The following is a 12,742-nucleotide window of genomic DNA, read 5'->3' as shown; positions in this document are numbered from 1 at the left end:
AGCCTTCAGATGGACATGCAAGAAGAAATCTCGGCGCTGGCGATCCTGATCCAGGACCTGCGCAAACACAAAAAATACACGCTGAAAGACCTGGCGGACAAAATCGGTCGTTCGGTCGGCTTTCTCTCGCAAGTTGAGCGGGGGTTGTCACGTCCCACGGTGGCGGACTTGACCGCCATCAGCGAAACACTCGGCGTGCCGACTACCTATTTCTACAGCTTGCCCAAGCCCATGGCATTGCCTTGGGTGACCCGTCCGGATGAGCGACGCACGCTGTATTACGCCGACGGGATTACCGACATCCTCGTCTCTCCGAAGATGAGGGCGTCCTTTTCAATGCTTGAAAGCCAGCTGGAGCCCGGCGCCAGCAGTGGTGATCGGCACATGAACGACAGCTCGGAGCAAGGTGGCTATGTCCTCGAGGGTGAGCTGACGCTGTGGCTGGACGACGATAAACCGGTGACATTGCGCACCGGCGACAGTTTTCAGCTGGCCAGCCACACGCATTGTCGCTACGGCAACCTCTCGGATCAGCTCGCCCGGGTGCTTTGGGTTTACACCTGATAAAAACAACAAGGAATACTAACGATGGATGCTGTCTGCTCTGATCTGGTTGCTGAGGTTCGCGCGTTTCGTCAGCGCTTCCCGCAGGTGCGTTACGTTGACCTGATTTCCCTGGATATCCCCGGTCATTTTTACGGTAAACGCTATCCGATAGAAATGCTCGAGAAGGTCGCCGCAGGCAGCGCGCTCAAGCTGCCGCAAAACTGTGTGCTGCTGGGCACGCAGGGCGGTCTGTTCAAAATCGGCGACTACTGTTTCAACGACGGCGACCCGGATGCTCCGCGCCGCCTGGTGCCCGGTACGCTCAAGCCAGTGAGCTGGGAAAAACAACTGCTGGGGCAAATGCTGATTACCTCAAGCGGTACTGAAAAGCCCATCGTCTTCGAGCCGCGCGAAGTGTTGGCGCAGGTGCTCGAGCGCCTTGGCCGAAAAGGGATTTTTCCTGTGGTCGCGTTCGAACTGGAGTTCTATCTGTTCGATCGCCAGCTACGTGACGGCTTGCCACAGTTCCCTCGCGATCAGTTGACCGACGATGCCGATGATCAGCCGAATATGCACATCGAACGGCTGTCGAGATTTTCACCGGTACTCGATGACATGGTCGAGACGGCGCGGGCGCAAGGCATCGATGCCACAGTGATCACTGCGGAGCTGGGCCCGGGCCAGTTCGAGATCAATTTCGGTCACCTTGACGACGGCCTGCGTGCGGCCGATTGGGCGGCCCTGTTCTGCCGCAGCACACGGGGGGTGGCCCTCAAGCACAACCACCGCGCCAGCTTCATGGCCAAACCCTACTTGCAGCACCCCGGTAGCGGCATGCATGTGCATGTGAGCCTTTACGACGAGGCGGGAACCAACCTGTTGGCGGCTAACGATCAGCAGGCGCTGCGCCATGCGGTGGCCGGTTGCCTTGAAGTGTTGCCGCATTGCATGCCGATCTTTGCACCGAATCACAACGCAATGCGTCGCTTGAGCGGCACGGTGAATGTCGCGACGCGTGCCAGTTGGGGCTTTGAAGATCGTGACGCCTGCCTGCGGGTGCCTGAGTCGGACGCTAAGAATCTGCGCATCGAACATCGCCTGGCGGGCGCGGATGCCAATCCATATCTTGTGTTGGCGGCGATTCTGGTCGGGCTGGAACAAGGGCTGGAAGCGGGTCGTGAGCCGATTGCACCCCTCAACGAAGATCGTGGCAGCGGAATCGATTTCCCATTGGAGATGCTGGAGGCCGTGCGTTCGATGCAAAACAACGTGCAGCTGCGCGAGGGTTTGGGGGCAGAGTTTGTGGATGTCTACTGCGAAAACAAGCGCCAGGACCATTTGGCATTCCTGCAGGACATCAGTGCGCGGGAGTATCGCTGGTACCTCTAAATCAGTCCTTGTCGGCGCTCGACCATAAAAAATGTGTGGATATTTAATGAGTTAGACGTTTTAGTAACTGGATAGTGAATCAAAATATCTTGTTACAGGCGGAAATATTAAGTAATATTCGCCCCGCGTTCACCACCACGGTTTATGCATTTTGAGTCCCAGGCGTCCATCAGCTGCCTGGGATTTTTTTTGCCTGAAATTCGGACCGGTGTGCACAAGACCACAATCACAGCGGCAAATGATGCATATCCGCTACCGCGAGATGATCCCGTGATCGATCGCGTATTTGACCAGGGCCGCCGGTTTGTCGATGTTGAGTTTGCGACGGATGCTCAGGCGATGGGTTTCTACCGTGCGAACGCTGATGTCCAGTTCGCGGGCCATTTCTTTGTTGTTCAGCCCTTGAGCCATCTTGTACAACACCTGGCTTTCGCGCGGTGTCAGCTCGTTGTCGGTATTTTTATCGGCGATGAGCCGTTGGGCGATCTCGGCACTGTAGAACGTCCCGCCACTGGCGATGGCTTCGATCGCCGCGATGATTTCCCGCGACGGTGAGTTCTTCAGTACATAGCCGCTGGCCCCCGCGCGAACGGACTCACTCACGTATTCATTATTGTCGTACATGCTGAGCACCAGCACCTTGAGCGACGGGTACTGGCTGCGTAACACCCGGGTCAGCTCGAGCCCGTTCATGTCCCGCAGGCTGATGTCGACCAGCAACAGGTCCGGCTGGCAGCGTCCGACCATTTCAATGGCATCCGCGCCACTCTCGGCTTCGCCCACCACTTCCAGGGGGGCCATGACCGCCAGCAGTGCTTTGATCCCGTCGCGGACCAGGGCGTGATCGTCGACCAGGGCGACGCGGATCGGGTAGGGCAGGTTCATCGCGGGTATTCACTCTTGTTGTCAGGGGGCGAGTCAGCGTGTTGTACCGGGCATTTTCATTGGTAGCCAAACGTCCAGCTCACTTCGTCCCGGCATCGAGATCAGGTCGAATCGTCCACCAAAATGCTCGACACGCTCACGGATATTACGCAGGCCAATGCCCGCGTGACGACGTTCGACCTGGGCGACGTTGAAACCGATACCGTCATCGACCACTGTCAATCGTATGGAATCTTCGGACCCGTGCAGGGTAATGGAGACGTTTTTAGCCTGGGCGTGTCGTTCAATATTAGTCAGGCCTTCTTGCACGATGCGGAACAGCGAGACCGCTGCCCCATCGACCAAATGACAGTCGAATTCGTTGTCGTTGTAGGTCACCACCAGGCCGCTGCGTTGCTCGAATTCTGCGGCGAGTTGACCGATCGCCGCCGGCAGGCCCAGGGTGTCGAGCAGCGAGGAACGCAGGTCGTGGGAGAGGCTGCGAACCTCGCCAATTGCTTCCCCCAGGCGTTCCGTGGCGTCTCTCAGCGTGCTTAAACCCTTGTCGTGTGCTTGCCCATTCTCGAGCAGATGGCTGGCCAGCTCGAACTGGAACTTGATGGAGACCAGTAGCTGGCTGATGCCGTCGTGCAGTTCACGGGAAACCCGTGAGCGCTCTTCCTCTTGCAAGCTGACGATACGCTGAGTCAGGCGCTGCAGTTTTTTGTCGGCCAGACGATGCTCGCTGACGTTCAGTGTCATGCCGCTGGCGAAGACAAACAGCACCGCCACGAGGGCCACCGCGGCAATCGCCAGCATGGTTTTACGAATGCCCTGGGCCACTTCGTCACGCGCCTGCTGGGTCGCGCGCTCAACGTCTTCAAGGTAGATGCCGGTGCCGAGCATCCAGCCCCAACGATCCAGCATCACCACATAGGCGAGCTTGTCGGTCACCTGGCCGGAAGAGGGTTTGTTCCAGGCATAGCGTTGAAAGCCTTCGCCCGATTGCGCACTTTTGAGCAACGCCTGGATCACTGGCAAACCGTGAGGGTCTTTCATGTCCCAAAGGTATTTGCCCACCAGCTCGGACTGGCGCGCGTGCATCAGGCTGCGGCCTTCGTGGTCGTAGACGAAGAAGTAGCCATTGATGCCAAAGCTGAGCTTGCGCAGTTCTTCCAGCACTTGTTGCTGTGCGTGTTCGTCACCGTGGCCGTCGTCGTATAGCGGTTCGATCAGGCTTTGCGCCATTTCGACGTAGTTTTTAAGTTCTGCGCGCTTGCTCGCCAGAATGCTGTCTTCGATCAGTTGCGCCTGTTGTTCACCCAGTTGCCGGTTCATGGAAATCACCAGCGCGCAGATGACGGCGATGGCCAACACCAGCGGCAGAATCCCGAGCGCGACGATTTTGTGTTTGAGCTGCATCTCTGCTCCTGTCCGGACCGAGGGAAGGCGAAGGCCCGGCATCATATGCCAAAGATACGCGGGTCCAGTAGCGGTGCTGGACGGAATGACCTGTGGCGGCCTTAGGGCCGACCATGCTGTTGTTGGCTGAGTACATATCCATTTCTGCGGTAACGGCCGCTAATGGTTTCGCCCTTACGGCCATCCCTTTCAAGGTCTTCGTTTAGAACCCACTAAAAATCCGGTCAGGACGACGAGACGATGTGGGTAGAGGTTTTAGCGCGGTTCGAGAAAAAGGCACCGGCCAGTGTCATGGCCAAATTGGTGTTGGAACAGGCTGTTGCAGCCGAGTGGGTCGATCAGGTGTTCGAAGAACATCGTCAACGACAGTACCCGCGTGAGCTTTTATTCTCGACCATCGTTGAGCTGATGTCCCTTGTTTCATTGGGCTTGCGACCTTCGCTACATGCTGCCGCACGGCAGATGGATGATCTTCCCGTCAGCTTGGCGGCGTTGTATGACAAGGTCAGTCGCACGGAACCTGCGCTGCTGCGCGCCCTGGTAACTGGCAGTGCGCAACGCCTGGCTCCGACGATTGAAGAGTTGGGCTGCTCAGCCATTTTACCTGGCTGGCAACTGCGGATCGTTGACGGTAACCATCTGCCTTCCAGCGAAAAGCGTCTGGGCGCTTTGCGCCGTGAACGGGGCGCCGCCCGGCCTGGTTTTTCGGTCGTAGTGTACGACCCGGATCTTGACCAGGTCGTCGACCTTCAGCCCTGTGAAGATGCTTATGCCAGTGAGCGCGTCGGTGTGCTGCCGTTGCTGGAAAACGCCAGTGCGGGCCAGTTGTGGATGGCTGATCGACTCTACTGCACCCTCCCGGTCATGGAGGCCTGCGAAGATGCCGGGGCTTCGTTCATTATTCGTGAGCCGAGTAAGCATCCGCGCCTGCTTCAGGAAGGCCAATGGCAGGAGTCTGTCAAAGTCTCGACAGGAAGCGTGCGCGAGCAAACCATTGGCGTGAAAGGTGGGCGTCAGTGGCGACGCGTCGAACTGAACCTACAAACCCCCACCGAATCAGGCGACACCATGCTGTTGTTCTGGAGCAACCTGCCCGAGACCATCAGCGCCGTACAAATCAACGATTTGTACCGTCGTCGCTGGAGTATCGAAGGCATGTTCCAGCGCTTGGAATCGGTGCTGGAAAGTGAGATCGAAACCTTGGGCAGCCCCAAGGCAGCCCTGCTGGGGTTTGCTTCGGCTGTGCTGGCTTACAACGTTTTATCAGTGCTTAAGCGCAGCGTTGAACAGGCCCATCGCCAGACCCAACCCGAGGACTGGGAAGCGTCGATTTACCATTTGGTGATACAGGTTCGTAGCGGTTATGAGGGCATGCAGATTGCCTTGCCGCCAGAGCATTTGCCCATCACTCCCCCCTCAGAAGGACTGGCTCAGCGTTTGTTGGCGCTGGCTAGAAACATCCCACCCAAACAGATCGCCAAAAGTAAACGTGGCCCGAAGGTACCCAAATCCAAAGAGTGGCTTGAAGGCAAAGCAGTGCATGCCCATGTGTCGACGGATCGGGTGCTCAAGGCCGCCAAAATTAAAAGACCTTGAAAGGGATGGCCCTTACGGCGACTCCCTTTGGCAAACGCCCCAAAGGAAGCAAAGGTCTCGCCCCGAGCGTCCGGCCCCTCGCCTAGGCTCGGCGTTCCTTCGCTCCGGTATCCATCCGGGGACACTGCCCTCCGGTCTGCTTCGCGACGACCTACATGCAGCGTGTTCGACTACGTCGAACGGCGCCTGCGCGCCACTCCCGGATGCACACCTCCACTCAGCCTCCCGAAGGGGCGGGTGGATCAAGATCAAAAGCTTGCAGGCGAGCTAACGCTCGGCCTGATGAGTGGTGAGAAGCAAAACGTGTACGCCGATCCCCCTGTAGGAGTTGTCGAGTGCAACGAGGCTGCGATCTTTTGATCTTGACCTTGGCGGCCTGACAGCCGACCAATCTCTGGCAGATGACACCAATCCCCTGTGGGAGCGAGCTTGCTCGCGAAGGCGGTATATCAGGCGACATCAATGTTGAATGACAGATTGCATTCGCGAGCAGGCTCGCTCCTACAAGAACTTCATCGTCATCTACGTAGAACTACGTAGGCGTCACGTACGTAGTAACGCGGATTTATTTGTAGACGGCATGCGGGGATATTGGGCCAGCTCCGCACAGCGGACACAATTATAAAAATTACCGCCGCAGTCCACTGGCTGTCGGCAGGAGACACGCTATGCCCCGTCTGGCTAAACACCTCGCCTGGTTTGCCGTGGCTGTCCTGGGAGCGTTTGCGCTAAGTGTCGTGGCCCTGCGCCGCGGCGAAGCGATCAATGCCCTCTGGATCGTAGTCGCAGCAGTCGCTATCTATCTCGTCGCATACCGCTACTACAGCCTGTTCATCGCTACCAAAGTGATGCAACTCGACCCTAATCGTGCCACGCCCGCTGTCGTTAACAATGACGGTCTGGACTACGTGCCGACCAACAAACACGTTCTCTTCGGTCACCACTTCGCCGCCATTGCTGGCGCGGGGCCGCTGGTCGGTCCGGTCCTGGCGGCGCAGATGGGCTATTTGCCCGGTACGCTATGGCTGATTGCCGGCGTGGTGCTGGCCGGTGCCGTTCAGGACTTCATGGTCCTGTTCATGTCCACCCGCCGCAACGGTCGTTCCCTCGGCGACATGGTTCGTGAGGAAATGGGCCGCATCCCCGGGACCATCGCGCTGTTTGGCTGCTTCCTGATCATGATCATCATCCTCGCGGTGCTGGCGCTGATCGTGGTCAAGGCCCTGGCCGAGAGCCCGTGGGGCATTTTCACGGTGATGGCGACCATCCCGATCGCGATGTTCATGGGCATCTACATGCGCTACATCCGCCCGGGCCGCATCGGTGAAATCTCCGTGGTCGGCGTGCTGTTGCTGCTCGGTTCGATTTGGCTGGGCGGGCAGATTGCCGCTGATCCGGTCTGGGCCAAGGCCTTTACCTTCACCGGGATCCAGATCACCTGGATGCTGATCGGCTACGGTTTTGTCGCAGCGGTCCTGCCGGTGTGGCTGATTCTGGCGCCGCGGGATTATCTGTCGACCTTCCTGAAAATCGGCACCATCGTGGCCCTGGCGATCGGCATCCTGATCACCATGCCCGACTTGAAAATGCCGGCGCTGACCCAGTTTGTCGACGGCACCGGGCCGGTGTGGAAGGGCGGTCTGTTCCCGTTCCTGTTCATCACCATTGCCTGTGGCGCAGTCTCCGGTTTCCACGCGCTGATTGCTTCCGGTACCACACCGAAGTTGTTGGCCAGCGAAGGCCATGCCCGTTACATCGGTTACGGCGGCATGCTGATGGAATCCTTCGTCGCCATCATGGCCATGGTTGCTGCGTCGGTGATCGAGCCGGGCGTGTACTTCGCCATGAACAGCCCGGCGGCGCTTGTCGGCTCTGACGCTGTTTCGGTGGCTCAGACCGTCAGCAGCTGGGGTTTTGCAATTACCCCGGAAGCCCTGCAAGCGGTGGCCAAGGACATCGGTGAAACCACGATCCTGGCCCGTGCCGGCGGTGCGCCGACCCTCGCGGTTGGTATCGCGCAGATCTTGCACCACCTTCTGCCGGGTGAAAACACCATGGCGTTCTGGTACCACTTCGCGATCCTGTTCGAAGCGCTGTTCATCCTGACCGCGGTCGATGCCGGTACCCGTGCCGGACGCTTCATGCTGCAGGACCTGCTGGGTTCCTTCGTGCCGGCGCTGAAACGCACCGAATCCTGGACCGCCAACCTGATCGCAACCGCCGGTTGTGTGGCGATGTGGGGGTATCTGTTGTACCAGGGCGTGATCGATCCGCTGGGTGGCATCAACACCTTGTGGCCGTTGTTCGGTATCTCCAACCAGATGCTGGCCGGTATCGCGCTGATGTTGGCGACCGTTGTGCTGATCAAAATGAAACGCCAGCGCTACGTCTGGGTCACCATGCTGCCCGCCGTATGGCTGCTGATCTGCACCACCACCGCCGGTTTCATCAAGCTGTTCGATGCCAACCCGGCGATCGGTTTCCTGGCCTTGGCCAAGAAGTACAGCGATGCGCTGGCCAACGGTCAGATCCTCGCCCCGGCGAAGAGCATCGACCAGATGCAGCACGTGATCTACAACGCCTACACCAACGCAACGCTGACCGCGCTGTTCTTGCTGGTGGTCTTCAGCATCCTGTTCTTTGCACTCAAGGTCGGTATCGCCGCCTGGGGCACCAAAGAACGTACGGATAAAGAAGCGCCATTCCAGGCACTGCCGGACGCTTGATCGAGGATTGCAGCATGTTCAATGACCTGAGTCGCCTCGGTAAATACCTCGGTCAGGCCGCGCGCCTGATGGTCGGCATGCCCGACTACGACACCTACGTCGAGCACATGCAAACCAAACACCCGGACAAGCCGGTGATGAGTTATGAGGTGTTCTTTCGGGAACGCCAGGAAGCTCGTTACGGAAGCAAGGCTGGGCCGAAGTGCTGTTGATGGTCGGTGGCAGTGATGCCACCTGAGTAGCTAATAAAAAACCCGGCTGATGAGGCCGGGTTTTTTTTGAGTGAATGGTGTTGGCCGATCTGTATTGAGTCAGCTTGCTGGGATGGTTTGGAGCGTTTCGAGATCCAGCAGGGTGAAATAACCACGGTCCGGCCGCCAGCCACCCGTATCGATGTGAATCACATTGCCCAGGCTGACGGGCATATAAAGCGGCGTATGCCCTACGACCAGTGCGCGCAGGCCTTCAACGCCATGCGTTTCCTGCTGATCGATGCGCCTTCGTGACCACATGCAGTAATGCTGCAGCTCCTGCAGACGCCTATTGCTTTCCGGCGACTCCAGTTCCTTTCGCAGTTGCTGCCATGATGGAAATGGACAATCGGCGTGCACGATGCCGATCAGGCCGTGTGCCGTTTCGACTTCGATCGCGATAGGGAGCTTGGCGAACTGCGCCGCGAATGCTTGCTTCTCGATCAACGACAGGCCCGTGAACCATGACCCCCCGTTGAGTAGCCAGCTGTCGATGTCGCAGGTATCGAAATACACCACGTAGTCGTCATGGTTGCCTCGCACCGGGTGGAACCATGGTTTGTCCAGCCAATCGAGCGCGTCACGGCACTCGGGCCCGCGGTCAATCAGATCGCCAACACTGAACAGCCGATCTACCAAACGGTTGAACCCGGCTGCATCCAGAGCGGCCTGCACCCCAGTGAAATGGCCATGAATATCACCGACCGCGAAATCCCGGCCGGCAACATTTGCGGCGAAGTGCTTCACGCGCGACATCTCTACAGTTTCGAGCATGGGAATGCCACTCCGGCAGCTCCCCAACGGGCTAGTCAGTTGAGTTTAGGCCAGAAAGTGGTACTCGACCGGTAGCGCGCCGGGAGGCAGTCCTTTACCGCCTGCCCGGATCAAGCATCGTCAGAGCGAGTAGGCCGTCGCTTGCCCGAAATGGTTGTCCTGCACGCCGGCGATAAGGTGCAGGGGCATGCGTTGCGCATCCATGGATGGAACTTCGAAACTTTCCACAATCTGGGTGGGGCGCTCACTCAGCCCGGTCGATGCTTCGACAAGAGCCTTGGCCATTCTCGCGTGGTTCGCTGCGATTTCGTTGAGAGTTGACACGTTACATCTCCCGGTGACTGACCAAGCGCATCGCTGGCGTCCTAAGCGTTAATTAAAGTGCTGCCGTGTCAGAATTACGTCGTTCTGGGGCTGCTACGAGCGTCTTGTGCAAACCTTAAGCCAGGAATAGTCAAAAAAATCGCGCAGCGTTTCTGATGCGACGAATGGTGGTGCCGATATTTCCTGAGCCTATAAGGCCGGGGAAAAAGGTGATTAGACGTGCCGAAGTTGTTTTGTTAAAAAAATAGTGCATGGCCGCTAATGACGCGCCAATGCATCTCCATTCGGTTAGATGGAAATCGCCCAACATTGAGCTGGGCAACGATCAATGAGTCTGATGCCGATACAGGGATAAGTAACTGCGACTTTGGCCAACTGCTCGCGCACAGAGGCATTGGGCTCATTGATCCCCTTTTTCTTCCACAGGTTGATCCTTTCGAACGAACAACATCGCTCAGCGTTCTGCTGGCTGCTCGGGCGATGCCGCGCTACAGTCACGCCTTTTAGGACAGGGAAGTATCATGTGGATTTTGAAAGTAGCGGTGACTCGACCCATTTTTCGCCAATGGTTGATCACGGCTTCTATCGGCCTTTTTGCAGTGGCGGGCGGTGCGCAGGCTCAAACCTCGCCACAGGCGAACCAGGAGATAAAGGGCTTGCTGGATTTTGTGGAGCGCAGTGAGTGCAAGTTCGTGCGCAACGGCAGTGAATACCCGGGGCCCCAGGCTCGGGTACATCTCGAAAAGAAGCTGGAATATCTCGAAGGCAAGAACATGGTGAGTAGCGCAGAAGACTTCATCGATCTTGCTGCTACTAAAAGCAGCATGAGTGGCAAAGCCTATGAAGTGCGTTGCTCAGCAGGCGTCCAGCCGACGAGCACCTGGCTGAAGACAGAGCTGCAGAGACAACGCCAGCTCCATTGAGGCTACCCCCCGAAACGAGAAAGCTCGGCCCGTTTGCCGTAATGCTGTTTGTTTAAGGTTGGGGTACATATCCGGCTCTGCGGTGATGGCTGATTACGGTTCCGCCCTTACGGCGGGTCACTTTCGAAAAGCGCGAAAGTAACCAAAGCGCTTCTGCCCCTCCATTCGGTGCCTCGCCTAGGCTCGGCATGCCCTCACTCCGGCATTGCTCCGGGGGCCCGCCGCCATCGGCCATCCATGGCCGGGGGCGGCTACCGCGGCATCCTTGCCGCGGTGCCCCCTGCGCAATGCCTGCGTTCGGCCTCTGGGAAAGGGGCGGCAGATCAAAATCAAAAACCACAGCCACAGCCACAGCAAGATCAAAAGATCGCAGCCTCGTTTCACTCGACAGCTCCTACCGGGGGGAGGCGGTGTACGCACGCTTCTCACCACTCAACAGGCCGAGCGTTAGCTCGCCTGCAGCTTTTGATCTTGATGCACCGCCGCCTCGAGAGGCCGAGTGGAGGTTCTGCGCAGTGGGCAACCCGGCATGGATGCCGGGTTAGCCGCCCCCGGCCATGGATGGCCGATGGCGGCGGGCCCACGGAGCAGGACCGGAGCGAGGGCATGGCGAGCCTAGGCGAGGCACCGAACGAAAGGGGCAAGAGCCCTTTGGTTACTTTGGGGCTTTTCCAAAGTGACTCGCTGTAAAAGCGAAACCGCCAGCAGCCGTGACCGCAGAAACGGATATGTCCCCCCCAACCTTAAGTGAACAGCATCAGGCCCCACTTGCCGGGCTTTTTCGTTTCCGGGATTCGTACAGCCAGGTAGTTGTCATGAAATGAAAAGCCATTGTCGTCTGATGAGAAGCGACTCGCCAGACGGCGTCCTACAGTCCAATCAGCGCAATTCGACGCAGCACGCCCATCTTGCAGACTGGAGAATAAGAAAAAATGGCCAAAGCCGTACGCTTCTACGAAACCGGTGGTCCCGAAGTCCTCCGTTATGAGGAGGTCGAAGTTGGCGACCCCGGTCCAGGCCAGGTCCGTCTTCGTCATGTGGCGGTCGGCCTGAACTATGCCGACACTTACTTTCGCAATGGCACTTACCCGATCCCGATGCCCAATGGCATGGGGGTTGAAGCTTCCGGTGTGGTCCAGGCCATCGGCGAGGGGGTTACCAATGTCCGCGTGGGTGATCGCGTCACCTACACCGGTTTTCTCAATACATTGGGGGCCTACAGCACCGAGCGCCTGATCCCGGCCGCGCCGTTGATCAAGCTACCGGAAACCATCAGTTTCGAGACCGCCGCGGCCATGACCATGCGCGGCCTGACGTCGTCGTACCTGATGCGGCGCATTTACGATTTCAAGGCCGGCGACAGCATTCTGCTGCACGCCGCTGCCGGTGGCGTGGGCCTGATCGTTTCGCAGTGGGCCAAGCTGCTCGGCCTGACCGTCATCGGCACCGTGTCCACCGAGGTCAAGGGTGAAATTGCCCGGGCCCATGGCTGCGACCATGTCATCAATTACAGCCATGAAGACGTCGCCCAGCGCGTGCGCGAGCTGACTGACGGCGTCGGTGTCAACGTGGTGTTCGACAGCGTCGGCAAGAACACCTTCATGGGTTCGCTGGATTCACTAAAGCGTCGTGGCCTGATGGTGTGCGTCGGCACGGCATCCGGTCCGATCCCGGCCCTGGATCCGGTACTGCTGGCGATGAAAGGCTCGTTGTTCATGACCCGTCCAGCCCTGGCCGACTACATCGCCGACCCGGCGGAAAAAGCCGCCCTGGCCGGCGAATTGTTCGACCATGTCGGCAGCGGTCGGATCAAGATCGAGATCAACCAGCACTACGCCTTGCAGGATGCCGTCCAGGCCCATCGCGATCTGGAATCACGCAAGACCACGGGCTCGTCGATTTTCGTCATTTAAGGGAGTCGTCTGCC

At 58.4% G+C, this 12,742-nt stretch carries 11 protein-coding genes; 7 read left to right on the top strand and 4 right to left on the bottom strand.

Translation table 11 applies throughout. The features are described from left to right. Positions 1-9 precede the first annotated feature (9 nt). Positions 10-564 carry a helix-turn-helix domain-containing protein gene (locus tag ACMXYI_RS25705; protein ID WP_129443513.1) on the top strand — a complete coding sequence of 185 codons (555 nt, stop codon included), beginning with the start codon at positions 10-12 and terminating at the stop codon, positions 562-564. A 24-nt stretch (positions 565-588) separates the two neighbouring features. Further along, positions 589-1,935: a glutamine synthetase family protein gene (locus ACMXYI_RS25700; protein WP_415769627.1), complete on the top strand. Its 1,347-nt coding sequence runs from the start codon at positions 589-591 to the stop codon at positions 1,933-1,935. A gap of 252 nt (positions 1,936-2,187) precedes the next feature. Here ACMXYI_RS25700 and ACMXYI_RS25695 read toward each other — a convergent pair whose 3' ends face one another. Together ACMXYI_RS25695 and ACMXYI_RS25690 are read right to left on the bottom strand one after the other, a co-directional pair. Continuing rightward, the gene (locus tag ACMXYI_RS25695) at positions 2,188-2,820 is read right to left on the bottom strand and encodes a response regulator (protein ID WP_033057767.1); all 633 of its coding nucleotides are present in this window, start codon (positions 2,818-2,820) and stop codon (positions 2,188-2,190) included. Between the two features lie 33 nt (positions 2,821-2,853). After that, positions 2,854-4,221 (bottom strand): cache domain-containing protein, encoded by a 1,368-nt coding sequence (locus tag ACMXYI_RS25690; RefSeq protein WP_056740519.1) that lies wholly within the window; start codon positions 4,219-4,221, stop codon positions 2,854-2,856. 291 nt (positions 4,222-4,512) lie between these two features. Between ACMXYI_RS25690 and ACMXYI_RS25685 the strand changes: the two genes are divergently transcribed. The 3 genes from ACMXYI_RS25685 (at position 4,513) to ACMXYI_RS25675 (ending at position 8,755) form a co-directional block, all read left to right on the top strand. Then, the gene (locus ACMXYI_RS25685; protein WP_415773907.1) at positions 4,513-5,817 is read left to right on the top strand and encodes an IS4 family transposase; all 1,305 of its coding nucleotides are present in this window, start codon (positions 4,513-4,515) and stop codon (positions 5,815-5,817) included. A 668-nt stretch (positions 5,818-6,485) separates the two neighbouring features. Beyond that, entirely contained in the window at positions 6,486-8,543 is a 2,058-nt protein-coding gene (locus tag ACMXYI_RS25680; protein ID WP_134418055.1) for a carbon starvation CstA family protein, read from the top strand. Between the two features lie 14 nt (positions 8,544-8,557). Continuing rightward, on the top strand, positions 8,558-8,755 hold the full coding sequence (locus ACMXYI_RS25675; RefSeq protein ID WP_007900300.1) for a YbdD/YjiX family protein: 198 nt from the start codon (positions 8,558-8,560) through the stop codon (positions 8,753-8,755). A 99-nt stretch (positions 8,756-8,854) separates the two neighbouring features. Here the strand turns inward: ACMXYI_RS25675 and ACMXYI_RS25670 are convergent, their stop codons facing one another. Further along, positions 8,855-9,568, bottom strand: a complete 714-nt coding sequence (locus ACMXYI_RS25670; RefSeq protein WP_415769626.1) for a metallophosphoesterase — start codon at positions 9,566-9,568, stop codon at positions 8,855-8,857. A gap of 120 nt (positions 9,569-9,688) precedes the next feature. Then, a complete protein-coding gene (locus ACMXYI_RS25665) occupies positions 9,689-9,892 on the bottom strand; it encodes a hypothetical protein (RefSeq protein WP_415769625.1) in 204 nt (67 codons plus the stop codon). Between the two features lie 521 nt (positions 9,893-10,413). Between ACMXYI_RS25665 and ACMXYI_RS25660 the strand changes: the two genes are divergently transcribed. Next, positions 10,414-10,815: a DUF5329 domain-containing protein gene (locus tag ACMXYI_RS25660; protein ID WP_415769624.1), complete on the top strand. Its 402-nt coding sequence runs from the start codon at positions 10,414-10,416 to the stop codon at positions 10,813-10,815. A 932-nt stretch (positions 10,816-11,747) separates the two neighbouring features. Continuing rightward, on the top strand, positions 11,748-12,728 hold the full coding sequence (locus ACMXYI_RS25655; protein WP_192407843.1) for a quinone oxidoreductase family protein: 981 nt from the start codon (positions 11,748-11,750) through the stop codon (positions 12,726-12,728). The last annotated feature ends 14 nt before the right edge of the window (positions 12,729-12,742 follow it).

Source organism: Pseudomonas lyxosi (genome assembly GCF_047758685.1).
GTDB classification, from domain to species: Bacteria; Pseudomonadota; Gammaproteobacteria; order Pseudomonadales; family Pseudomonadaceae; genus Aquipseudomonas; species Aquipseudomonas lyxosi.
Note: the sequence above shows the minus strand (reverse complement) of the source record. Positions and strands in the feature narration are given on the sequence as shown.